Consider the following 24,426-nt stretch of genomic DNA (forward strand, 5'->3'; position numbering starts at 1 on the left):
AACTTAACAATGATGAAATAAAGGATGGAGACAAATTTGTCTTCATCCTAATATTCTTAACAGTCACCCTGTTTATTTGGATGTAACGGAGGCGGGATAAGCCAGCCTTTTTCTTTGTTTAACCGAAGAACTTTACCACCAAGCGCTGCCTTTTGGTTATGGATTTGAACATACATCATGGCGATATCTTCCCGAATGGATTTACCTATAACTTGGCTGCAAGTCACTAATGACGCTGCAATATCGGCAGAAAGACCAGCTGCAATAGCGGGATCTGGAATGCGCGCTCCCACCGGAATATCTTCTAAACAAGCTTCCGGAGGTTCGGGTGACGCTGGAGGCAACCCAATTCCATTTTCTTTTAAAAGTTCTTCCACTTGTTTCTTTTCCTGCTGACAAAGCTCAATTGCTTCTTTTAATAATTTCTTTAAATCATCGTCCCCTGTATGGTTTATCATCGTTTGATAACCTGCAATCTTGCCATTACCAACTAGAACTGATGCCCAAAGATCGAATACTTCGCCATAGTGCATCGGCTCCTCCTTTGGATTTCCACTTAAAATTCCCATCGCAATCCTCCTTAAATTATTGGAAAAATTATTCATATTCGTGCCACCTTTCCTAAAGCACATCCAATAGGTTTCCCAAAATCTGAAAAATTAACGATGATTTTTACTTTATTTAAAACGATGCACGGGGACGGTTCTTTGCCTCATTATTTTAGTGAAAGTGAGTCTTCTTTTAGTTTAAACAAAAGGAGCGAAGAAAGTCTTTCACCCCATTGTTACCTCAAACTTTTAAATCAGATTTTTATAGTATATAATCGTTGCATCTAATTTCCCATTTTCAGACATTGCAAAGTTTGGAATCCGACCAGCTTGAATGTAACCAAGAGAAGTATAAAGTCTATTAGACGGATCACCTTCCCTGGTATCAAGCACAACTAGAGTTCTCCCCATTTGAATGGCAGTTTCATGAGCCTTCTCCATTAGGTAACGCCCAATACCAATTCGGCGAAAATTCGGATGAGTCATGAGCTTGGCAATTTCAGCCCTATGTTTGCCGTTCTGCTTTGAACATAGATGTAATTGAACACTTCCGGCGATGATATTATTGATCTTAGCAACAAATAAGATCACCTTTGGATTTAAGACAGATTCCCAATATTTCTTTGCCGCGTTTTCCTTTAATGGCGGTAAAAATCCAATCGAAGCTCCATCCCGAACAACCTGGGTGAGAAGTGCTGATAGTTCGTTCAAATGTTCTTCAATAGAGACGCATCTCTCTATTTTTAAATTTTTACTACCACCTACACCATTTTCCATGAAAATCCCCCAAATCCCTATTTATAAAATATGGATCAAATGTATCAAATATATAGGTTGTTTATATATTCCTTTGTCAGAAAATCTGACATATTTTTTCTATTTCGACTAATTAAGAGTCTCTTCCTAAAAAAGAAAAGAGTTGCTTGCTTTCGCAGCTCTTTACGACTTTATCAATTGTTCAATTTTGGGATCCTGCACCTGGCGCTAGACCACACTATGTATGATAAAAAATAGCAAGATTCCACCAATAAAGAAAAGAGGCGTGCTTTTAAAGGTTCCCCGATTAATTAAGGGCAATAACATGGACCCGCTAAGATATAGGAAAATCCCAGCTGTTACAGATAAACACATAGCTGCAATTGTTTCTTGAAAATCCTTCACTTCTGAAAGCAAAACCGCACTTCCTGCTCCCACCCAGGTGAAAAGTCCCTGAATGACAAGATAAATGGCTGTTTTTTTACGACCATTTAAAAAGGCCAGCATGACCGAAGTATAGGACAGTCCCTCCGGTATTTTATGGATCACCAATGCAATGGTAACAAAAATACCTAATTCAAAAGAGGCAGAATAGCTGATACCAATGGATAATCCCTCAAATAAATTGTGGAGCAGCATACCCACTGTTAATCCCGTTACACTAGACTTCCCGCCATATTCTATTCCATTTTTCTGATTAAATGACCCTGGCAGAAAAATAAAATACATGATCAGGAAACCAATCATTACAAACAAACTGCTGTCATGAAAGTCTTCTTGAGCGTGTGGAATTAAATGCAAAAGAGCAATTGATAATAACAATCCAGCGCTTAGAGCAACCAGTGATAATAAGGTTCTTTCCGACCAATTTTTCCTTAATAAAACTAGAAATCCGCCAAGAATATAGGCAAGAGATGAGATTAAAACAACGAGCAACACAGTTGTGGTCAAGATAATCCTCCCCTTTTTTGTTTATTCCTCATTATGTATTCACCGCTCTGAAAAAAGATTACCAATTAAAAATGAGGTGCTTTCAAAGAACACCTCATTTTTTACTTATAATTAATAAAAGCTAGCCCCAACGATAATTAAAAGAATAAACAATACAACTATTAATACAAATGGGCTAAAGCCGCCATACCCGAAACCATAGCCATAACCACCGCAACCGCACCAGCCGCACATAATGAAGTCACCTCTCTAATTGGTTTAATTATTCTTATGCAGCCTTGACCATAAACGTAAATGCGAAAATACGAGCTTTTTAAAAATGGATGTTTGTCACCGCTCGGTTTACAATCGCTTATTTTTTCAAAAATGGCGGACTCGGTATGGTTTCCCTTTCCCGCACACGTTTAATAGAAAGGAAGACCATCAGGAAAATGGCGATGAACATATACGCGCTGCCGCCAATTAACCCCAAGGTTCGCGGGGTCAGGTATTCTAAAGCGGCCCCTGATAAAAGCATCGAAACACCTAATAATGGATTGCCAATGGATGCTAATAACCCAAACATTGTTCCCTGGTGTTCCTCAGGAATTTCCTTCATTAGAACAGTATCAAAACAGGCATTCCCAATCCCCGACATAAAAGCAGACGCGCAAAACACAAGAAACGCTGCGGCTATATAATGGGTTTGGCTCAATACTATAAGGAAAGCCCCCTCGAGCATGAGACAGGCCAACCCAATCCCGAGAATATTTTTTCGCAGACGGTTGGCGACAGAATAGCTTAACGTTAAACCAATCCCCAACGCCCCATAAAAGAGCCCTACACCTATATCACCCAAATGGTACTCCTTTATGGCATACACGGTAATCAGCACATTATCAATGCCGTTCATAGACGCAATAACCACTTCACAGAAAAGAAGAATTTGGACCGGGACGGACAATAAAATTACCTTTTTTATGGTTGGAATCAGCTTTTCCTTTTGATACTGCTTTTCATCCTGAAGGGAGTTGTCATCAGGAAATGTGATGGAAGAAATGATAATTGCTGCACCTAAAAAAGAGGCCGCATTAATCAAAAAGGTTAATCCGGCCCCAAATAGGTAAGAAACAATCCCCCCTGAAAAGGCGCCGACGATTAATACAATCCCAACCAATACTTGTTCCAGACTATTTATTTTTATCAGATGGGCTTTGTTGACAAGCAGCGGTATCGCTGCTTTTCTCGCTGGCGCATAAATAGCCTCGCCCACCGCTAACATGAAGGTACTTACATAAACAATCCAAAGGTCCTCTTTCCCATGAACTAATAGAAACGATAAAGCAAACACGATGCGGATGAGGTCTGTTGCCACTAAAATGGTTCTTCTTGAAAAACGGTCTGCCAGCCTGCCCCCAATTGGCGCGAAGATAACAAAGGGCAACAGCCGAATCGCTAGCGTCATGCCGACTGCAAAGCCTGACCCTGTTAATTCGATCGCAAGAGCTAAGACAGCAACAGAACTAAAGCGGTCGCCGATTCCATTCACGATTCCAGCCAGAAATAACTTCTGGTATTGTTTTTCCTTTTTTATAAAGGCAAGAGCCATCTCCCAGGAACTCCTTTCACTGTCACCTAATTTCATAACCATCTAATTAGATGTGTAAAAAAATTTATTTCAACCACCATACCTCAACTGGATTTAACTCATATTGATTATTTTCACGATACATAAACTGGCACATAATCAGTTCACGCCGTAACGTTGCATAATCCTCATGGTATTGTTTTAAATATTCATTGATTTCATTTTCCTGATAAACTTTCCCCAGTTCCAGTCCTTTGACCATATGCTCAAGCACGACAAGTTTTTTCTTTCGCTGCGCTGGGTAGGTTTTCAATTTACCTTCATTGGTAAAGAAATTTTTTATAATTGCTTCCCTTTCATCAGCAGTTACTGACATTTCCATTTCTGCTCCCCCTCCCGTACCAACTTTCAATATCGCCTTGGCACTCATCTCTAATATTTTTGTATTGAGAGAAAAATAGATGGTGTTTTTATCACGCCGCTCCTTGATCAACCCCACCTCTCTTAATTTGGCCATGTGATGGGTAATCGTTGGCGGTTTAAGTCCCAGCTTTCCGGCAATCGCCTGACCGTGCAAAGGGCCTTGCTGCAGCAGAGCGATAATCTTGATTCTGGTAAGGTCACCAAGGGCTTTATGAAATTCCACGATTTTGTTTAATTGCATGTTTGCATACACCTACTTTAATAATTATCTAATTAGATATTATTCGAATTTAGATTCATTTGCAATAAGCCAGTGGCTTTTTTAGCAAATAAAAAAACCCACCGCTTGGTGGATTTTTCAAACATAACAGTTAATGTCTGCATTTCGGACAAGGCTGTAAGTGTTCCTTTACCGCTCCGCATGAAACACATTGATCGGTGTCCTGTTGACTCTTTTTTATTTTCCATTGATCGTAGGTCAAATGTCCTGCGCTGTCATCGTTTAAATACTTAATATAGTCATTACCATAAATATACATCAAAGGTATCACCTCCATTGCTCAATACCAATGTATGCGCTTACATATATGAAAAACACTAAATTAGGAGAAATAAATAAAAACTCGCAGATTGGCGAGTCCGATCGAACGAAGACAGAGGCGCAGTTGAAATTTCTAACATCCTATTAACTAAAAAAAACTATCTTTCTATGTATTTTTACAAAAAAGATAGTTTTTCTGGATAGTCTTTTTATTATTTTTTAACAGGCGTACACACAGCAAATAAATTTTCAGACGGGTCAGTCACATTGATTTCAACGATCTTAAATCCGCCATTTCCAAGATCTTTGCCCTTGTTCTTGATTGGTGTTAATACTTGGCTTTTTTTCATCATCCATACTTCCTTCCTGCGTAGTTTCTCACACAGAAGCTAATATATGACGATTGTTAAAAAACGTGCATATTTTTTGAGATTTTTATTTTTAAATTTACCACTTCCGACCGGTCGTATTACTAGTTAATATGGTATTATTTTCTATATGAAAGCTGGATATAGGAGGCGGGTTTAATGGTTGAAAGCAGGAAAATATCTGAAATCAGGGAAACCCTAAATAAGCGTGTAATTCCCCTTCCTGATGGTTCGTCTGTACCGGTTTTGGGACAGGGAACTTGGAATATGGGAGAAAACATCCGTGCAAAAGAGCAGGAAATAAAAGCCCTCCAGCTTGGAATTGAACTCGGCATGACGTTAATTGATACGGCTGAGATGTACGGTAATGGCGGTGCAGAGCGAGTTGTCGGAGAAGCTATAAAAGGACTCAGGGAGAAGGTCTTTCTAGTCTCCAAGGTCTATCCTCATAACGCTGGAAAAAATAAAATAGCCGAAGCCTGTGAAAACAGTTTAAAACGGCTGCAAACAGATTATTTGGATTTATATCTGTTACATTGGCGGGGCCGAATTCCACTTGAGGAAACCATCGAAGGAATGGAGAAACTAATAAAAGAGGGAAAAATTCAGCGCTGGGGTGTGTCCAACTTTGACACGGATGATATGGAAGAGCTAGTTTCGGCCGCCAACGGGACAAATTGTATAATCAACCAAGTTTTATACCATTTAGGCTCACGTGGAATTGAATTTGATTTGCTCCCATGGCAAAGGAAGCATCAAATGCCCATAATGGCCTATAGCCCGATCGCCCAGGGAGGTTCCTTAAGAAGACAGCTGCTGTGTGATTCTACCATTCTCAATATTGCACACAGTCACAATGTGCAGCCATTGCAGATTGTGCTAGCCTGGTGTATCCGTTCCAATCAGGTGATTGCCATTCCAAAAGCCGTCCAACCTGTACACGTCATGCAAAATGCGGCGGCTGCCTGTATTGAATTAACAACAGAGGAATTAGCTAGACTTGAAGAGGTTTTCCCTGCACCCGTAAGCAAAGTCCCCCTGGATATTATTTAAAGATAAAAGTGCCAGGCAGCTTGCCTTTTTCGGACGGTACCTGGCATTTATTCTATTATTCATGATGTCTGAACCGAGCTTCTGCCAAAAAAGCAGACCGGGCTGCAGCGACCGAATGTGTGAACAATTCGGTCGCTAATATACAGGTTTAAGTTCACATAATATCATTATATAAATTATAGCCATTCATCCGGAACCGAACTATTATCAGCGATTGCAAAGGCTGCCTCGGTTATGGCCGCTGCCAGCGTATTCCCGGTTTCACAAACATCATTAAAGCACGCCTGGCAATTCCCGTCTGTTTTATATGTAAATCCCAACTCTTTCAATCTTCCAACGATTAGCATCGCGTGCTCTAGGTTCTGCTCGGGCTGAAACTCATCTACTGATATGAAAATTCCCTTTTCAAAATCATACCATCGATCCCATCTATTTAACTTCCAGCCTAGTATTCTGCGCGCAATTATTTCAGTTTTGTTCATAGCCTCTAGCTCCCTATCCTAAATTGATTTTCCTATTTTACCATTTTCATGTGCTGAAGCCTGTATCAATTTTCACACACGCTAGATTGATCTTGTTAATTTATTGACTATCCCTATGGACGTTTTGAGGGCACTTCTCTGGTTTTTCTGCTTTTTTTGTCCTCATGGGTCTTTCTATGAGGACATTTCCCTTGTTTTTCTGCCTTTTTTGTTGTCCTCATAAGCCCTTCATGAGCACACTTCCCTTGTTTTTCCTGCTTGATTTGTCCTCATAAGCCCTTCATGAGGACACTTCCCTGGGGTTTTCTGCTTGCTTTGTCCTCATAAGCCTTCATGAGGAACTTCCCTTGTTTTTCCTGCTTGTTTTGTCCTCATAAGCCTTTCATGAGGACACTTCTCTGAGTTATTCTGCTGGTTTTGTCCTCATGAACCTTTCATGAGGACACTTCCCTGGGTTTTTCTGCTTGCTTTGTCCTCATAAGCCCTTCATGAGGGCACTTCTCTGGGTTTTTCTGTTTGTTTTGTCCTCATGAACCTTTCATGAGGACACTTCTTTGGTTTTTCCCGCTTGCTTTGGCCTCATAGCATAGGACTTACATGAGAACACTTCTCTGTTTTTTTCTGCTTGTTCGATTTTGCATGTTTATCACTTCCCGAATTACATTCACATACCTTATTTATGAAAATTTTTTTTAAACAACAAAATGAATCAAAATGGAGAAAGGGCTGGAAGTATGGAGATGAAAGGTCAACACCTCATCGTGGATGCCTACGATTGTCGGGCGGAGCTCTTAAATAACGCTGATGAATTAAAAACCTTGATGCTTGATACACTCCATGAGCTGGAATTGGAAATTCTACTGGCTTACTTTCATGCCTTTTCACCTCAAGGAGTAACGGGAATCATCGCGATTTCGACCTCCCATTTTTCCATTCATACCTGGCCCGAATACGCGTATGCAGCCTTTGATTTATATACCTGCTCCCCTCAGGATGCTTGGCCTGTCTTAAGAAAATTCCTTAGAAAAATCGGTGCCGGGCGGGCCACTGTGATTGAAATTGAAAGAGGGATGGAAAGGCAGATTTCTCCTAAATATTTAAAAGAGCCACATCCAAGGCCCTTAGCCAACAGACGCCCGGGAAATGCATGGGACATGAAAATTCTTAAGGAAATTAAGAATGGAGGGCACCATATCCTCTACCATGGAACGAGTGAGCTCAATGACATTTTGCTTGTCGAGGCAAAGGACCTTCGATTGTACCTAAATGAAGAATTCCAGTTTTCTTCGCTGGATGAAAGACATTACCACGAAGCCTTGGTCCTGCCCGCGATGGAACTCGCAAAATCAAGGAAACGGGTACTGATATTGGGCGGCGGGGATGGCCTTGCCGTTCGGGAAGTCATTAAATATCATGATGTCGTTCATATCGACCTAGTTGAAATTGACCCGATGATTATCAAGCTTGCTACAAATGAACCAGCATTTGTTGATGTTAATGAGGGTTCTTTGAAAGATAACAGGCTGAAGATTCATATTTTGGATGCGAAGCTTTATTTAAAGGGCAAAATGAAAGAATATGATGTCATCATCATTGATTTTCCAGACCCAGTTGATACTGAAACCAGCTTATTATATACAAAAGAACTTTTTGAACAAGTCGGGCGGCACTTAAACACTGATGGCATCATCGCATGCCAGTCAACCTCCCCAGAGGATACGCCCCGCGTCTATTGGAGCATCGCAAAAACATTACAGGCTGCTGGCTTCAACACAGAAGCATTTTATTCAGTGGTTCCATCTTTTGGAATGTGGGGGTTTCACTTGGCGGGTCGCGGCAATTTCATGAAAAAATGGCCTCAAATTTCGGTTCCACATGAAGCTATTGCAACAAACACGGAGCCATTGTTTCACCTGCCCCCAAAGTTCCAGTCTCCCAATACAGGCTTGATTATTAACACCAAAAATAATCTTAAGTTGCATGAATTTTATCAGCAAGAAATCGGTAATATTTAACACTGGGAATAAAAAATGCGATTGACCTCATCTGCAATCGCATTTTTTATTTCATACTTTTATTTGTTGAAAGGAATAGGTAAATACCGAGTCTGTTTTTTACCGTTCCCTCTATATTAGGCACAAGACGGGTAAAATCACACCTTATTTTTACCGTCCCTCAATATTTCAAATTACTCGGGTAAAATATGGCCTTTCCTATACCATTCCAACAAGACACTACTCGTAAAATATGCCTCAATCAATCATTTCTTAAGGCTCTGTTGGCTGTGTCGGTTCATACGCAATTCGCCATTTTTTATTAGCAATTTCTTTTAGGCCCCTGCGAATCATTAAGAAAACGACAACCCATGAAGAAACCATAAGAAAAATATGTCCGAATGGGGACATGCCTTTAATCGGTGTATCCCACAATGCGTGCATCGCTACAACTAGAAGGAAAACAAATAAAAAGTACGGCTTAACCAAAAGTGAAAGTTCAAATTTTTGATCCCCTTGTGCTTTACAGAAAGCGCCACCTGTCAATGCAGCCCAGGCCACATGTCCGCCGGGAGCTAAAACGCTGCGCCAGAGTATAGTCGAATAAAGGTGTTCGAAACTCCCTCCTGTTAACAGGCTTCTTAGTGCATAGCCCGCTGTTTCAAACGCTGCAAAGCCTGCTCCCACTGCTGCCCCAACCAAAAGCCCATTTAGCATGTACCTGTATTTGTGGTTTCGAACGAACCAAATCACAGTCATCACTTTCGCCACTTCCTCCACAATACCAATGGTGATGGGGTTGATATTGTTTTTTACAAGATTAAAAAACAACAGTGCAACCAGCATCGAGAGAATGCCGCCAATCAAGACCACATAAACGACCCGGTAAAAAGCGATATTTTGCGGAGCATTCATTTCCCAAAAAAACATCAGCGTCGTAATAGGAACTGCAAAAGCACCAATAATGATGAGACCCGGTAAAAAGTTAAAATTATGGAACACGGTGACGCCTATATGCATGCCTAAGAATGCAAGCAGTCCAATCAAAAATACTCTTGCAAAAAGCCAAGGCTTTGGCCAAGTTTCCTTTACTTCTTCTATCTTCGGCGTTGTAATGGCTGTACCAACGATGAACAGCCTGTCCGCCTCCAGTGTACTATGCTTTCGGAACACCCTTGAAAAAATGTTTTGAAATTTTGGTTCTACCGAACGCAGCTGCTTCGGCATTGCATCCACGTAAGAGGCAAACTCGTAAAATAAACTGTCTGGATCCGGGTCCGTATTCCCACCCAGTTTAAAGTTTTTTCCGCAGTTGAGGCAGTATCTTACCCCCTCCGGATTCGAATAAACGCAGTCCGGGCAATTCAATTAGCATCCCCCTCTTGATAAAATGACTGAAATTGGATGTTTAACATGTTTTTACTATGCCCGTTAACTGCATACAAAATTATAATGAGAATTATTTATCTAAACTCTTTTCCAAACCCGCAACACATAACCTCCGCAGCCGCACTGGTCGATAAACTTCACATCAATTTCCGCACCGAACCTGGAAAACAGCTCCTTTGTTAAATATTCATCAGGGTTTCCAAAGCCGGCAGGCGTGACGACATTCACATAAAACCCCTTTGCTGTCTGCTTAACAGCATCAATGGCATCCGCAATAACCAATTCCTTATCATGTTCATAATCCTCATGCTCTAATGAGATTGACCAATTCTTTTCCATTTACATCACCTCTTGCTTTTATTTTAAAATGAACGTCTCCGGCAAGAGGTGATTTTCATCACGCATAAAATCAATTTAAAAAGGGCGGCTTTCTTGCAGCGCCCCTTTTTAAGTTATTTTTTTGTTTTTTCTAAAGCCTGTAATGCTACCTTTTCAAGTCCGGTTTGGGCAAATTCTACATCGGTTTTCGGCATTGCAGGATTATTTTGTTTTTGCTTGTTCTTCTTTTTAGACATTTTTTCATCATCCTTTACGTTTCATATAGTCATACTAAAAATAATGCCAATCTGGCACTTCCCTTATATTTTGCGTTGTTTCTTGAAGGCTATGCTATTTAGGTATACAGATGCACTTGTTCATAAGCGGTATTTTTGCTTCCTTATTTGCAAACTGATATAGTTTTAATACAATATGTAAACTTGGAGGTATACCCATGTTAATTGAAATGTGGACTGACTTCGCTTGACCATTTTGCTATATTGGCAAAAAGCGTCTGGAGGACGCTATTCAGAAAGTAAATTTTCCTGTCGAGGTCGTTTATCGCAGCTTTGAACTCGATCCAACGATGAAACGGGATGTAGACTACAATATTTACGAAGCTTTATCGAAAAAATATGGCATGAGTATAGAGCAGGCAAAAGCCAATAGTCGAAATCTAGAAAAAATGGCTGCCGAGGTTGGACTGGAGTTTAATCAAGATGCACAAATTCTGACCAACACATTTGATGCACACCGATTGGTTATGTTTGCCAACAAACAGGGCCTCATGCATAAAATGACCGACCGCCTCTTACGTGCTTATTTTACGGAAGGCAAGCATATTGGGGATCATGCCACACTTGTACAGCTGGCTGAAGAGGTTGGCTTAAACGGCGAGGCAGTAAAAGAAATGCTGTCAGGCACTGACATGAGTGGGGAAGTCCGCGAAGACGAAGGGCTCGCCGCCCAATACGGTATCCGCAGCATACCATTTTTCATATTCAACAAAAAATACTCGCTAACTGGTGCTCAGCCGACCGAAACATTTATCCAAGCTTTGAATCAGATTAAAGCAGAGGAATCAGACATTACGAATTTAGGTGACCAGGACGGCGGTCCAAGCTGCGACGAGAACGGCTGCGAAATTCCAAAAAAATAGATTAGGTAGCCATATGTGCCTCTGAAATATTAAAGGTCCGAAGCCAAATTGGTTTCGGACCTTAGTTTTTTCTAACATTCAGTTAATGCAAGCGATGATTTCATTCATTAAAATCCGAAGCATCATTGTAATCATAACGGAACCCATCTTTTTGAGCAGACCTGTTTTCTGTATTATTGTTGACAGCGTTACTTGCGGCGTCAACTGTTTTCATCGCTGCATTTTCGGTTGCTTCTAAAGCATTATGTACCGATTCAAAAGCGGCCCCTGCCGTGTTTTTGATGCCTTGTGCAATTCTATTGTCATTTTGTCGATTCGCCATTCCCATCACCTCCTAAATCAAATTTAGGATATGTTAGAAAGGTTTTATTATTCAGTTACCTTTTACTAGTAATCACACACTACATCAATTTTTTCCTCATCTTATCATCCAATAATTTAAACGCGGCCATTAATTTTTCGTGTGGAAGTATCTCGTACAAATCCCCAACATTTACTTCAAAATAACTGGTCGACTCCGTCACTTCTCTTACATGGCCAGATAACCCAATCCCAGATTCCAGACAGATTTCAGTTAAAATCTGCTCCATTTCTTCTTTCGAAGCATCGAAATGGACATGAAACATGTTCGAAACAGGCACTTCTGGTTTAGTGGTAACACCATAACACTGATTATATAATCCAGCAAGCTCTTTGGCTTCCTCATAATACTGCTTCATTTTGCCAATCCGCTTTTCATAATAATAATCGGCACTCAGATAATACGGATAAAGACTGATTAGATCGCCGCCATGGCGTCGTTTCCATACCTTGGATTTCTCAATAAAATCACTGTCACCTGCCAAAACCGCACCGGCAATTCCGCCTATTCCTTTGTAAAAAGAAATATAGACACTGTCGAACAAGCTGCAAATTTCCTCAGCAGTTTTTTCATAGTAAGGTAGAATTTCAAACAGCCGTGCCCCATCTAAATGAAGCATGATCCCTTTTTCCTTACAATAAGCGGAAATCGCCTCAAGTGATTGATAATCCGGCAGCTGCCCGCCAATTTCCCGCTGCGGCAATTCCAGTAACAAGCAGGCGACCTCTTCCTTCATACCTGCAACATCTTCGAATTCGATAACTCTAGTTTTATCGGCTAACAAAACTGATTCAATCTGATGCAGTTCCTTTAAGCCATCTTCTTCATGCACCTCTAAATGGCACAACGGATGGTAGGCAACCTTTGTCAATCCTTTTTCATCACACCAAATTCGCATCGCGATTTGCTGGGCCATCGTCCCACTTGGAAAAAAAACCGCCGCCTCCTTGCCCAATATAGAAGCCATTTTTTCCTGAAAGTCCTCAATCAATTTTCCCTTTCCATACATTTCACTTTCAAGCTGACCATCAAGGTTTTCAAAGGCTTCCTTCAAAACTTGGATTTTTCTAGGGCCGTGGCCGTTCACTTGAAATTGAGTTTCCTTATATGCATCCTGCAATTTATTCATATTTCCTGCTCCTTTTTAATACTAATAACCCTATTTCATTATACATTTATCTAAGAACCCAAACTCTTTTTTTCTTTGACAAAAATAAACTGCTCAGGTCCAAGGTTACTTGCAGAACGAGAAGACGTTTGAACAGGTGTCTTCTTTCGCTTCACATGCGATATTCCAGCGATATTTTCTTCCAATTCTTTTTTGATCATATTGACAATCTGGATGACCAAGAAAAACCCTAAAATAGTGAACGAAATGGTCCAGGGAAACTGGATAAAATCATATAAACTTTGTCCAATTAGGCCAGCCCACTCATTGGACATGGAAGCAGGTTTCGGCGGCGGATCATCATAGCCTACGATTCCGCCAATCGTTTGGCCTCCTAGAAAAAGACCGAATATCCCTAAATGCATGGTTACCTGTAATGTAGTTAATAGTTGTTGAACCGTGAATAGAATGCCGTAGGAGCGAAAATAAGGAAATAAATGCCTTTTTAAAATATAAAACCTCCCGGCTCCCATTAACAAGGAAGTAGTGATAAACGACTTAGTTTTTAACTCATCAATCACGTCAGTCGTAAAAACCAACACCGATGGAATTCCTAGCAATATGAGCATCATAATTTGATAGGTAACGATCGTAGAAATCGGCCGTTCAACATGGGCCATTACCGGCAGCATCAAGACAATCCCTAGAAAAGTAGCAGGGACAAATCGAAAAACAATAAAAAAATCATTTACAAATTTTTTTAACCACGGGGCCCAAAGTGAAATAAAGACGCCTAAAAGGCCTCCGATGAGCACTCTGAGGAAAGCTACCCCAATGGCTGTAATTAAGGTGAACTTTGCCGCATATAGCAAAACCCATAACAAATCCTGGCCATTCCGGTCTGTTCCAAATATATGCTCGGCTGAAGGCGGAAATGGGGCACGGCCGATCACCTTCCCCGCTTCATTTAAAATTAGGCCATTTTTACCAAAGTCGGCTGGTCCATACAACGGGTATAGTAAGCTTGCGATGAGCAGAAGAAGCAAAACAGCTGATCCGATGGTGGTATTTCGGTAACCTTTCATATGCTTGCGCTCTCCTTCCGGTTCACAGCTTTGATGGCAAATAAGCTGAACAATTCTATCACTAATATCGGCAAAATAAATAACAGCAGACAAATCACCAGTCCAAGGAAACTGCCGCCCCTCATGGCAATCAATTGAAGGATTCCTGTTAACCCCGGCAGCGTAAACATGAATTCAATTAAAAATATATTAGAGAGAATAACCCAAATACTTGTCCTTAATTGCAAGATAAATAACGGGAAAGTGTTACGAAGCATATGTACAATTAAAATTCTTAATGAACTAAGTCCTTTTGCTCTGCTATATTGAACATAATCCCTTACCTTTTCTTCCTCCAGCACCTTAATGAGAAACTGAGCAAACAGCATCGCTGGAAGAAAAGAAACCGTGACAACAGGGACCACATAAGGCCTTGCACCAAATACTCCGTAAAGCTGCAAAAACTTCAAACCCGTTTCTCTATACAGCGTAATAACAAAGAACTGAATGATAAAAATAACCATTAAGTCAGGAACGCCTTCAAAGAAGTTAATTCCGCGCTTTATATATCCACCGATTTTCTTCGGCATCATATGGACAAACAAGGCAGCCAGCAGTCCAAATATGATAACAACTGCCAGCGAATTAGTGAATATCAACATGGTATAAGCATAACTTTCCGGCAGATTTTGTTCTTGAAATAAGTCTATGTAACTTGTATTCCCAAACCGAATTAATTGCAGAATATTCTCTTTCACATATTTCCAAAAAGCTTCCGGGTGTAACGTTAAGGTATTACCAATGCCGATTAACGATGGCAGATTAAAGACAAAAAGAAACCCGGAAACCATCAAAGCCAGCCGAATCGGCCACACTATCAATCTTTTCATTCCATCACCTCTAGGTTGGGCTGAACATGCCCGCGTTTTCAGTAAAAATATGCTCCAAAGTAATTAGACGTAATTAGGAGCAATTTAGTTTACAAAATATTGGAAATTTATTAAAAAAATACAAAAAAGGCCAGGAATTTCGATTCCCAGCACGTTGTTCAGATTCTTTTTGGATATCTAGGCAGGCTGCCTTTTATTAATCAAGGCCTTCGAAATACCGACAATGCATGGCTCGCCCGTTTGTTTGACAACCGACTGCTTGACAGTAACGACACCGGTACCATTTCCTTTATCCTGGAGATCGATGACTTCAAGTTCGACATGGATGGTATCGTGAATAAAGACAGGCTGGATAAAGCGCAATTTATCAATCCCGTAGTTTGCCACCACGATTTTTGGATCCATCTTTGTTAACCCGACCGCAAATGACAGAACCAGCATTCCATGAGCAATTCTTTGCTTAAAAATTGTATTTTTTGCATATTCAATATCCGTATGAAGCGGATAATAGTCTCCGGTCAGGGCAGAAAACATGACAAGATCTGTTTCCGTAATTGTCCTCCCTCTTGACTCCCACTTTTCACCTATCTCAAAATGATCAAAGTATTTATCGTACACCTATATCACCCTTTCGAATTGTTTTGCCTTAGGACAGTCTTTAAAATTTTCCCGGTCGCATTGCGTGGCAGCGCCTCGACAATTTCTAGCTGCTTTGGCATTTTAAACCTGGCAATTTTTCCAGTCAGGAATTGTTCCAAGTCTTCGACTGTTAACGTTTGGCCGTGATCCTTTAAGGCTACGACCGCTTTAATCGATTCACCCCATTTTTCATCCGGGAAGCCGATAATCGCGGCCTCGCGTATATTTGGATGCCGGTACAGGACCTGTTCGATTTCAATCGGATAGACATTCTCCCCGCCAGTAATAATCATGTCCTTCTTGCGGTCGACAATATAAATAAACCCGTCCTCATCAAATTTGGCCAAGTCGCCTGTGTAGAACCAGCCGTTTCGAATCGCCTCTTTCGTTTCTTCCGGTTTGTTCCAATATCCCACCATCACATTTGGCCCGTTCACAATTAACTCTCCTACTTCACCAGGCCGCACATCACGGTCAAGCGGGTCGACTATGCGGACAGTGGTGTGCATTGGTTCTTTCCCAACTGAGCCATTTTTGCGGATAGTATTCTCTTTATCCAGAATGCTGACAAACGGAGCCGTTTCCGTCAGGCCAAAGCCCTCGTAAAACGGAATTCCCCGTTTTTGGAAAAATTCAATCACCGTAATTGGGCAAGGCGCCCCTCCGGATACGGCGAATTGGAGCGATGAAATATCATAGGCCTCAAAATTTGGTACACTCATTAACGCCTGCCACATTGCCGGGACTAGGAATAAGGTCGTTACCTGTTCATCGTTGATTTTCTGTAAAATTCTCACCGGGTCAAAACCATCAACCAAAATGTTTGCTCCGCCCTTATAGATTAGCGGCAATGTAAATACGCTCATCCCGCCAATATGGAACAGCGGCGCCGCGGCAAGCGTCGTATCAGTATAATCAACAGGGGTGTTGTGAATAAAGTTAATGGCATTCCATTGGGTATTACCATGGCTTAACATCGCACCCTTTGGCCTGCCGGTTGTACCGGATGTGTACATCATTAAATGGATATTATCGAGCCCGATCTCAAAGCCCGGCTCTTCAGGCGAAGCATTCTCTAGTAAATTTTCATAGAGCAGATCTTCTTCATGCGGCTGGTTCCCTACGTGAATGTATTCGAGCAAACAGGATTCCATTGTCCGCAGCTGGTCCGCCAGCGGCCTCATCCGGCTGTCATAGATAAAATGATAGGCTCTTGAATCATTGACAATATAATGGACTTCTTCAGCACTTAAACGGAAGTTGATGGGCACAAAGATGGCGCCAATTTTTGCGCAGGCAAACACGGCTTCGAGCATTTCATTTGTGTTAAGAAGCAGGGCATCGACCCGGTCACCCTTCCTAACCCCTAAGGAAAGAAGGGCATTAGCCAGCCGGTTGACCCGTTCATTGAATTCTAAGTACGTAAACCTCTTTTCATTATAGACAAGCGCCAGTCTATCCGGACGAACCTTACAATGTTTCACAAGCCAATTTCCGATTCCCTGAACCATATCCCAACACCCCTAATCTTTTGCTAACTTAAAATGGTTGAATGCTTTTTCGCCGGAAGCGGGAAATCCTTGTTTTCGAATGTTTCATAACGGCGGACCAGTTCCTGGCGCAATTCGCTTGGGACAACCAAATCGTCTACGACCAACTCGCCTGATAGCTTAATAATGTCGTAGCTTGCTCGGTATTCCTCGCGCAGTTTTTGCACCAAGGATGCCCTTTCTTCAGGATCGGACACGGCTTTGATCTTGTTATAATAAACGGCGTTGACTGCTGCTTCAGGACCCATGATGGCAATTTCCGCGGACGGCAGGGCAATCGTCGTATCCGGTTCATAGGCCGGACCTGCCATTGCATAAATCCCCGCGCCATAAGCCTTCCGGACAATTACACACATTTTTGGAACATTGGCCGTTGAGCTTGCGAAAATAAAGTTCCGGCCTTTGCGAAGAATCCCCTCCTGCTCCACCTTTGTGCCGACCATGAACCCAGGTGTATCACATAAATAAAGCAGCGGAATGTTGTAGGCATCACATGTCCAGACAAATTTAGCGCCTTTATCCGACGACTCGGGAAAAATTGCTCCGCCCTTGTGAAGCGGCTGATTAGCAACAATTCCAACCGTTTTCCCGTTCAAGCGGGCAAAGCCGGTCACCAGCTCCTTCGCATAATTGGCTTTAACTTCAAGGAAGCTGTCGCCGTCAACAATAGATTCGATTAGTTTCCGGACATCATAGGCGCGGTTTGGCTCAGCAGGAATGATATTGTCAATTTCAGCAGGGTTTCGCGTTGGTTCCTTAACCGGAAATTCCGGGAGCTTTCCGTCAAAATGATCAGGAAGGTAGCTTAATAGTTTTTTTACAAGGACGGCTGCTTCCTCTTCGGATTTTGCGATAAAGTCGGCAGACCCGCTTTTGGTCGTGTGCATCGTTGCGCCGCCCAGTTCTTCAATATCCACCTGCTGCCCTGTTGCCATTTGCACCATCCTTGGAGAGGCAATCGCCATGCCGGAAATTTTATCGACCATGATGACAAAGTCAGAAAAGACCGGCATATAGGCGGTCCCTGCAAAACATGGACCATAAAGCACGGCAATCTGCGGGACGCGCCCGGACAGCATGCTGTGGTTATACCAAATCTTCCCTCCGGAATATTTCTCCACATGGTAACCGCCGGCTTCGTCAATCCTCCCGCCGGACGAATCAATCATGTAGACAATCGGCCGTCTGCCGCGAATCGCTGCCTCTTGAATCCGCAAGATTTTCTCGCCATGAAATTTGCCGATTGAGCCAGCCTTAACGGTATAGTCGCTGGCCATGAAAAATACAAGCCGGTCATTGATTTTTCCGGTGCCTGTTACTACCCCGTCCGCAGGCAGTTTTTCCTTTGTGGCGTTGGCAAACAGTCCGGTTTCATAATAGGGCTGCTCATCGTCAAAATAGAGCCTAAGCCGATCTCGGACAAACAGTTTTCCTATCTTCTTTATTTTGTCGTGGTCAGGTCCGCCCTGATAAATGCGTTCACGTTCCGCGAGGATTTTTCGTTCACGTTCCAAGGTCAGCACTCCTTTGCTAGTTTTTTTGCTTTCAAGCTTGAGGTCAGGTTTCATTTGAAAGTTTTTTTGCTTTCAAGCTTGAGGTCAGGTTTCATTTGAAAGTTTTTAAGATTTGGAGGCCTTATCTGTCGGGGTCTCCACGGTTGTCAGGATTCCCAACTGCTTAGCAAGTATTTCATTCATGATTTGTGTCGTGCCGCCGCCAATCGTTTGAATCCTTGCATCACGCCACAAACGCTGAATCGGGTATTCCATCATATAGCCATTGCCGCCATGAATTTGCACCGCTTGGTCACAAACACGATTCACCATTTCGCTGGCAACCGCTTTTGCCATTGTCGCTTCCGTGACACAGTTTTTCCCTTGACTGTACAAGTAAAGAGCCCGGTAAGTAAGGTTTCTTGCTTTTTCGATATCGACAGCCATGTCGACCATCTTGTGGCGCAGCACCTGAAACTCTGACAATGGCTTGTTGAATTGGATTCTTTCCTTGCTGTATTGGACCGTTAGCTCGAGCGCCTTCTCAGCAGCGCCAATGCAGCCTAATGCTAGAATCAGCCGCTCATACTGAAAATTTTTCATAATATAAAGGAAGCCTTCATTCTCCTCGCCTATCAAGTTTTCCTTTGGCACGATGACATTATCGAAAAATAATTCCCCGGTATCCGAAGAGCGCCAGCCTAATTTTTTCAGCCTTTTTCCAACCGAATAACCATCAGAATTGGTCTCAACAATAAATAAACTTATATTTCGATGCTGCGGGCCTTCCTTTGTCCTCGCGGCAACAATCACATAATCGGCATTTACGCCATTCGTAATGAAGGTCTTCGAACCATTCAATACGTAGAAGTCACCGTCTTTTTTGGCTGTCGTTTTGATCGCGGCCACATCTGACCCGCCGCCCGGTTCGGTTACTGCCAGCGCTGAGATAGCCTCCCCTTTAATTCCCGGTACCAGATACTTTAGCTTTTGCTCGTGATTTCCGTAACGCCAAATATTGGTCATCGCGATGGTCGTATGAGAGCCGATGGCTGCTCCAACACCGCCAGCGCTGCATTTTGCAAGCTCTTCGGTAAACACAGCTTCCATGATCTCATCGAGACCGCTTCCGCCGTACTCCTCCGGAAACTTAATCCCGAGAAAGCCCAACTCCCCCATCCGTTCGTATAAGCTTTTGGGTGTCTCTCCCTCTTTTTCCCACTGTTCAACATTTGGGATTATTTCTTTTTCCACAAAGGAGCGAACCGTTTTTCGAAACATGTCATGTTCATCCGTAAAAATCCAGTGACCCATTATACCCCTCCATTTCCTTCTTTTAGCCTGGTTCTATCATTGGTATCCGCTGAATTTGACTTATCCGCCAAATTTGTAAATGTATCCGCCATTTTCGGAGACTTATCCCCGAAACTCTACGAATATCCGCGAAATATTAATCGTTATTGCCAAATGTTAACTTCTGACCGGTTTCCCTCTAAAAAATTAGGTTATATTTCTTCAATCAGCCGACCCAAACCCTCTAAAGTCACCTTGTTTATATCCCCAACTGCTTCGCAATAATCTCCTTCATAATTTCATCCGTACCGCCGCCAATTCTCGGCAGCCTGCTGTCTCTCCAGGCACGTTCAATCGGATATTCCGCCATATAGCCGTTTCCTCCAAAGATTTGCAGCGCGCGGTCCGCGACCCAATGCGACATTTGCGCGGCTGCCAATTTCGTCATCGAGATTTCTTTCGACGGAACCTCCCCCTTCGAGAACCGATAGGCGGTGGCGTAGGTCAATTCCTTACATGCCTCAATTTGCGTTTTCATTTCGGCAAGCAGATGGGCAATGACTTGGAAATTGCTGATCGGCTGGTTGAAGGCAATTCTTGTTTTGGCATAGTTCAGCGCCAACTCATAGGCATGTTCGGCACCGCCGATAGCGCCAGCTGCACCAACCATGCGCTCGCCCTGAAGCTGCCACATGATTTGATAAAAGCCCTTCCCCTCTTCCCCCAGCAGGTTTTCATGAGGAACGCGGACATTATCGAAAATCAGCTCTGCTGTATCAGAGGAACGCATCCCCACCTTATCCAGCTTTTTCCCGACAGAGAATCCTGGACGATTCGTCTCTACAAGGAACAACGTTATTCCCTTGGGACCCGGATCATCAGACGTTCTCGTGACCAAAGTAATAAAATCCGCGCGAGTCCCATTGGTTATAAAAGTTTTCGTCCCATTTATAACCCATTCGTCTCCTTCTCTTCTTGCCCGCGTTTTGATCCCCATAACATCCGAGCCGTTGTTCGGTTCAGTAATCCCAATTGCTGCTATTTTCTCACCTCTGAGGGCAGGTTTGAGGAAACGTTCATGCTGATCCTTAGTTCCAAACTTATAAATTGGCGGCGTAGCCATATCGGTTTGGACGGCTATTGCCATCGGAACACCGCCGCAGCCGCATTTATTCATTTCCTCCGCCAGGACAATTCCGGAAAAATAATCCCCGCCTTGACCGCCAACCTCTTCAGGATAATGCAAGCCAAGAAGCCCCAGTTCCCCCATTCTCGTGAAGACGGAGCGAGGAAATTCCCCCTGTTCCTCCCATTCATCCACATACGGCGCAATCTCATTTTCTACAAATTTACGAATCATTTTTCGAAGCTGGTCATGTTCTTCCGTAAAATATGGTTCATATGGCATAACTTGTTCACCTCATTTTCTTAGTTCTGCTAATAAGGAATCATCCACTTCTAATTCGAGCCGCATCATATTCGCACCAAAGCACTTGCCGAGATTATCCAGCCTTAATGAGGCAGAACCTCCGCCCTCTAATGCCTCCTTGCAAACAAAGTTAAGCGCAAGAATGTTGGGCAGTTCGTAGCGTGCCACTTCTCCCTTAACAAGTCCTGTAAAATGCTCCTTCACACGTGTGGCAGTTAATTTTTCTAAAAAAATTTGATAGATGGCCGGGTTCGGGGCGAATACACCGATATTCACCATATTGCCTTTATCCCCGGAACGAGTTTGTGCAATCTCTTTTAGCTTGACGATGGCCATTGTTTACACCTCCTGCACATCAACTTTCACAAGATTTTCAACCTCATTCCGTGGAATCAGCGTCGACCACATCCCGAGTAACGCCCGTGGTGAAGAGTTGCCCGTGAAACCGCTCATCGATGGAGGACCGTTCAACGCCAGCGGCGGGAAAAGCCTGCTAAACCGAGCCGCCTCCTGCTTTGTTTTGGCTTTGACCGCCATCCTTAGGTACACCTCATTTAATTCCTGCTCAGGTTCAAAAGCGAGAGGACCGCTTAAGGAGTTGTATCCTAAATAATCAGTACGAACCTCCTCATAGTTCCACCGGTACCTTTCCAGCTGCATCCGAATGATTTCATCTACCTTTTTTGCTTTTTGCAGGGCATCTGGCCAAGCGAAGCCAACCACTACTTGCGCGGCATAGCCATTTTCATAGCCAATGACGACTTTTAAGGTATCTGTCCGCGGTTTTCCTCTCACCCCGGTTACCGCCACCTGATTCGAACCGCTATTTTCCAAATGAACGCCGGTTAAATCCACGATAACATCCGGGGTAATGTATGCAGATGGATCATGAATTTCATAGAGCATCTGCTCCTTCACCGTATCAACCGTGACCAATCCGCCCTGATCTTCGACTTTACTGATAATAAAATCACCATTTTCCGATACCTCGGCAATCGGATAGCCCATCCGGTCAAAGCTTTCGATATCCTGCCAATTGCCGCTAAAATTCCCGCCGGTCGATTGCGCCGAGCACTCAAGCAAATGTCCCATAAAAATACCGCTGGCCAGCTTATCCCACTCGTCTTCTTTCCAGTCATATTCATAAATTAACGGCGCCAAAAACTGGGCTGTATCAGTCGTCCGGCCGGTGACTACGATATCTGCGCCGGCCTTCAGTGCCTCCACAATTGGCTTGGCACCGATATAGGCGTTGGCGAACTCCAGCCTGTCTTTAACCGCCTCGATATTTTCACCGGTCTCAAGATGATTTAGGGTATAACCCTTTTCTATAAACTCCGGGACTCGGTCCAATACATTGTCGCCGGTCACGACCGCGACTTTTAAACCGCTCATCCCCATTTCCCTTGCCACCCGTAGGATTTCCTGTTGGGCACCAAGCGGGTTGATGCCGCCTCCATTCGTTAACAGCCTAATGCCCTTTTCCTTTACAAATGGCAGCAGCGCCTTCATTTGCAGCGGTAAATCCTTGGTGAAGCCTGCCTGTTCATTTTTTCGTTTATCTTTGACGAGAATTGCCATCGTCAGCTCGGCCAGTGCATCGAAACAGAGATATTGAACATCCCCTTTTGCAGCAGTTGCGACGGCTGCTTCAATACTGTCACCATAAAAGCCTTGGGCAGCCCCAATTCGTACCGTTTTCATGACGTACTCCTCCTCTCATTAGTCGGTGATCAGCTTTATTTGATGTTAATTGCACTTTATCGGCGTATTTCGGGGTGCTATCGGCGAATTTCACCCTTCAATCAGCGAATCTTAGCGCACTATCGGCGGTTCTCACATTCTATCGGCGATTCCCTTCTTTCCATTGCCGATTCTCACCATTCAATGCGAATCCCCTTGGTTCTATTGGCGAATTTCACGATTCTATTGGCGATTCCCATCGTTCTATTGGCGGATTTCACGATTCAATTGGCGATTCCCACCATTCTATTGGCGAATCCCCTTTTTCTATCAACGATTCAAAAATTCCTCCTATTTCCCCGCCCAATTCGGCCGTCTTTTTTCCAGAAAAGCGGATGCCCCTTCCTTTAAATCCTCACTCATTAACGACACAAGCCTAAGCGTTGTCAAATAATCAAACGATTTCAGCAAATCCATTTGCTCGGTTGTAAAAAAAGCATCCAAACTGAGCTTGACCGCGAGCGGACTGAAACTCGCCACCTGCTTTGCCAGCTTCATCGTTTCCGCCTCAAGCTCAGCCGGTTCTACGACGCGGTGGACAAGGTTTAACTCCTTGGCCTGCTCCGCCGTAAAAATCTCCGCAGTCAGCATCAGTTCCATCATCTTCCTGTCGCCGACCGCCCGCCGGACCCAAGGCATAATCACAAACGGCACCAGCCCTAATCGCAGTTCGGTTAAACCCAGCTTTGCTTCGGTTGAAGCAATGGCAAGGTGGCACATCGCGACTAATCCAGTTCCACCGCCCAATGCCGGTCCATTGACGCTTGCAATCAACGGGGTCGTTACTTCAGTACCCAGCTTGAATAATTCCGTACTTTCTCGCCCTTCAAAATAAAGCTCAGGTGCTGTTTTCTCGAAATTCTTTTTAAACTCATTCAGGTTACCGCCAGCCGAAAATGCCGTACCGGCACCAGTCAGGATAATCGCGCGGATATCCGGATTCTGGTCCGCCTCCCTAATCGCCAAAGTAATCTCTCTTGTTGAGACCTGCGTCAGTGGATTTCTCATTTCCGGTAAATTCAATGTTATTTTGGCAACGTTTTCAATTTCTTCAAAAAGGATAGTTTCATAGGCCATGTCATTCACCTCTTATATAGGAGTGTCAATATAGATGTTGCAAAAAACGTGCCAACCTCTTTTTAGCCAAACATCACCTATTTCCCTAGCAAAAATATACACCTTGTGCACAAAAACGAACAGTTGTTAAAAGAAGCGTACACTGCAGCAATTGTTTTATTTAAATGTAAGCGCTATAATTATAGATGTGTGAAGAGTATTAATTTTCAGACTAATATGGAGGTGTCTCT

At 43.1% G+C, this 24,426-nt stretch carries 27 protein-coding genes; 3 read left to right on the forward strand and 24 right to left on the reverse strand.

Annotated features, from left to right (window positions below):
• Positions 1-56: 56 nt before the first annotated feature.
• The 8 genes from ACZ5AE_RS18275 to ACZ5AE_RS18310 form a co-directional block, all read right to left on the reverse strand.
• Positions 57-569 carry a DUF3231 family protein gene (locus tag ACZ5AE_RS18275; RefSeq protein WP_464566030.1) on the reverse strand — a complete coding sequence of 171 codons (513 nt, stop codon included), beginning with the start codon at positions 567-569 and terminating at the stop codon, positions 57-59.
• Positions 570-797: 228 nt separating this feature from the next.
• Complete coding sequence (locus ACZ5AE_RS18280) at positions 798-1,325, reverse strand: N-acetyltransferase family protein (protein ID WP_464566031.1); 528 nt, start codon at positions 1,323-1,325, stop codon at positions 798-800.
• A 207-nt stretch (positions 1,326-1,532) separates the two neighbouring features.
• Positions 1,533-2,255 carry a ZIP family metal transporter gene (locus ACZ5AE_RS18285; RefSeq protein ID WP_464566032.1) on the reverse strand — a complete coding sequence of 241 codons (723 nt, stop codon included), beginning with the start codon at positions 2,253-2,255 and terminating at the stop codon, positions 1,533-1,535.
• A 111-nt stretch (positions 2,256-2,366) separates the two neighbouring features.
• Positions 2,367-2,489, reverse strand: coding sequence for a YjcZ family sporulation protein (locus ACZ5AE_RS18290; protein WP_213119029.1), 123 nt, complete (start codon positions 2,487-2,489; stop codon positions 2,367-2,369).
• A 118-nt stretch (positions 2,490-2,607) separates the two neighbouring features.
• Positions 2,608-3,843, reverse strand: a complete 1,236-nt coding sequence (locus ACZ5AE_RS18295) for an MFS transporter (protein ID WP_464566033.1) — start codon at positions 3,841-3,843, stop codon at positions 2,608-2,610.
• A 64-nt stretch (positions 3,844-3,907) separates the two neighbouring features.
• The gene (locus ACZ5AE_RS18300; protein ID WP_464566034.1) at positions 3,908-4,486 is read right to left on the reverse strand and encodes a DUF2087 domain-containing protein; all 579 of its coding nucleotides are present in this window, start codon (positions 4,484-4,486) and stop codon (positions 3,908-3,910) included.
• Between the two features lie 32 nt (positions 4,487-4,518).
• Complete coding sequence (locus tag ACZ5AE_RS18305; protein ID WP_464566035.1) at positions 4,519-4,713, reverse strand: hypothetical protein; 195 nt, start codon at positions 4,711-4,713, stop codon at positions 4,519-4,521.
• Positions 4,714-4,998: 285 nt separating this feature from the next.
• Positions 4,999-5,139: a hypothetical protein gene (locus ACZ5AE_RS18310; RefSeq protein WP_464566036.1), complete on the reverse strand. Its 141-nt coding sequence runs from the start codon at positions 5,137-5,139 to the stop codon at positions 4,999-5,001.
• A 174-nt stretch (positions 5,140-5,313) separates the two neighbouring features.
• On the opposite strand from ACZ5AE_RS18310, the gene ACZ5AE_RS18315 reads away from it, so the two are divergent.
• Positions 5,314-6,207, forward strand: a complete 894-nt coding sequence (locus ACZ5AE_RS18315; protein WP_464566037.1) for an aldo/keto reductase — start codon at positions 5,314-5,316, stop codon at positions 6,205-6,207.
• Between the two features lie 176 nt (positions 6,208-6,383).
• On the opposite strand, the gene ACZ5AE_RS18320 is transcribed toward ACZ5AE_RS18315, so the two are convergent.
• The gene (locus tag ACZ5AE_RS18320) at positions 6,384-6,689 is read right to left on the reverse strand and encodes a BC1872 family protein (protein WP_464566038.1); all 306 of its coding nucleotides are present in this window, start codon (positions 6,687-6,689) and stop codon (positions 6,384-6,386) included.
• A 704-nt stretch (positions 6,690-7,393) separates the two neighbouring features.
• Here ACZ5AE_RS18320 and speD point away from each other — a divergent pair.
• The gene (speD, locus tag ACZ5AE_RS18325; protein ID WP_464566039.1) at positions 7,394-8,704 is read left to right on the forward strand and encodes an adenosylmethionine decarboxylase; all 1,311 of its coding nucleotides are present in this window, start codon (positions 7,394-7,396) and stop codon (positions 8,702-8,704) included.
• Positions 8,705-8,956: 252 nt separating this feature from the next.
• On the opposite strand, the gene ACZ5AE_RS18330 is transcribed toward speD, so the two are convergent.
• The 3 genes from ACZ5AE_RS18330 to ACZ5AE_RS18340 all read right to left on the reverse strand — a co-directional run bounded on the left by ACZ5AE_RS18330 (position 8,957) and on the right by ACZ5AE_RS18340 (position 10,647).
• Complete coding sequence (locus tag ACZ5AE_RS18330) at positions 8,957-10,051, reverse strand: PrsW family glutamic-type intramembrane protease (RefSeq protein ID WP_464566040.1); 1,095 nt, start codon at positions 10,049-10,051, stop codon at positions 8,957-8,959.
• 99 nt (positions 10,052-10,150) lie between these two features.
• Positions 10,151-10,411 (reverse strand): CGCGG family putative rSAM-modified RiPP protein, encoded by a 261-nt coding sequence (locus ACZ5AE_RS18335; protein WP_464566041.1) that lies wholly within the window; start codon positions 10,409-10,411, stop codon positions 10,151-10,153.
• Positions 10,412-10,524: 113 nt separating this feature from the next.
• Positions 10,525-10,647, reverse strand: coding sequence for a hypothetical protein (locus tag ACZ5AE_RS18340; protein ID WP_464566042.1), 123 nt, complete (start codon positions 10,645-10,647; stop codon positions 10,525-10,527).
• Positions 10,648-10,889: 242 nt separating this feature from the next.
• Here ACZ5AE_RS18340 and ACZ5AE_RS18345 point away from each other — a divergent pair, with 242 nt between their 5' ends.
• Entirely contained in the window at positions 10,890-11,549 is a 660-nt protein-coding gene (locus tag ACZ5AE_RS18345; protein ID WP_464573660.1) for a DsbA family oxidoreductase, read from the forward strand.
• Positions 11,550-11,649: 100 nt separating this feature from the next.
• Here ACZ5AE_RS18345 and ACZ5AE_RS18350 read toward each other — a convergent pair whose 3' ends face one another.
• The 12 genes from ACZ5AE_RS18350 to ACZ5AE_RS18405 all read right to left on the reverse strand — a co-directional run bounded on the left by ACZ5AE_RS18350 (position 11,650) and on the right by ACZ5AE_RS18405 (position 24,196).
• Complete coding sequence (locus tag ACZ5AE_RS18350) at positions 11,650-11,871, reverse strand: hypothetical protein (RefSeq protein WP_464566043.1); 222 nt, start codon at positions 11,869-11,871, stop codon at positions 11,650-11,652.
• Between the two features lie 79 nt (positions 11,872-11,950).
• Positions 11,951-13,039 (reverse strand): threonine aldolase family protein, encoded by a 1,089-nt coding sequence (locus ACZ5AE_RS18355; protein WP_464566044.1) that lies wholly within the window; start codon positions 13,037-13,039, stop codon positions 11,951-11,953.
• Between the two features lie 50 nt (positions 13,040-13,089).
• The gene (locus tag ACZ5AE_RS18360; RefSeq protein WP_464566045.1) at positions 13,090-14,103 is read right to left on the reverse strand and encodes a hypothetical protein; all 1,014 of its coding nucleotides are present in this window, start codon (positions 14,101-14,103) and stop codon (positions 13,090-13,092) included.
• Positions 14,100-14,972, reverse strand: a complete 873-nt coding sequence (locus ACZ5AE_RS18365; RefSeq protein WP_464566046.1) for an ABC transporter permease subunit — start codon at positions 14,970-14,972, stop codon at positions 14,100-14,102. Before ACZ5AE_RS18365 ends, ACZ5AE_RS18360 begins: the two co-directional genes overlap by 4 nt.
• A 177-nt stretch (positions 14,973-15,149) precedes the next feature.
• Entirely contained in the window at positions 15,150-15,590 is a 441-nt protein-coding gene (locus ACZ5AE_RS18370) for a MaoC/PaaZ C-terminal domain-containing protein (RefSeq protein WP_423798553.1), read from the reverse strand.
• Positions 15,591-15,595: 5 nt separating this feature from the next.
• The gene (locus tag ACZ5AE_RS18375; RefSeq protein ID WP_464566047.1) at positions 15,596-17,122 is read right to left on the reverse strand and encodes an acyl-CoA synthetase; all 1,527 of its coding nucleotides are present in this window, start codon (positions 17,120-17,122) and stop codon (positions 15,596-15,598) included.
• A 23-nt stretch (positions 17,123-17,145) separates the two neighbouring features.
• Positions 17,146-18,684, reverse strand: a complete 1,539-nt coding sequence (locus ACZ5AE_RS18380) for an acyl-CoA carboxylase subunit beta (protein WP_464573661.1) — start codon at positions 18,682-18,684, stop codon at positions 17,146-17,148.
• Between the two features lie 96 nt (positions 18,685-18,780).
• Positions 18,781-19,968, reverse strand: a complete 1,188-nt coding sequence (locus tag ACZ5AE_RS18385; protein WP_464566048.1) for an acyl-CoA dehydrogenase family protein — start codon at positions 19,966-19,968, stop codon at positions 18,781-18,783.
• 238 nt (positions 19,969-20,206) lie between these two features.
• Entirely contained in the window at positions 20,207-21,355 is a 1,149-nt protein-coding gene (locus ACZ5AE_RS18390; RefSeq protein ID WP_464566049.1) for an acyl-CoA dehydrogenase family protein, read from the reverse strand.
• A gap of 12 nt (positions 21,356-21,367) precedes the next feature.
• Positions 21,368-21,712, reverse strand: coding sequence for an AtuA-related protein (locus ACZ5AE_RS18395; RefSeq protein WP_464566050.1), 345 nt, complete (start codon positions 21,710-21,712; stop codon positions 21,368-21,370).
• Between the two features lie 3 nt (positions 21,713-21,715).
• On the reverse strand, positions 21,716-23,080 hold the full coding sequence (locus ACZ5AE_RS18400; protein ID WP_464566051.1) for an acyclic terpene utilization AtuA family protein: 1,365 nt from the start codon (positions 23,078-23,080) through the stop codon (positions 21,716-21,718).
• 330 nt (positions 23,081-23,410) lie between these two features.
• Entirely contained in the window at positions 23,411-24,196 is a 786-nt protein-coding gene (locus ACZ5AE_RS18405; protein ID WP_464566052.1) for an enoyl-CoA hydratase/isomerase family protein, read from the reverse strand.
• Positions 24,197-24,426: the final 230 nt, after the last annotated feature.

The sequence above is a fragment of the Neobacillus sp. S1227 genome, from assembly GCF_055385255.1.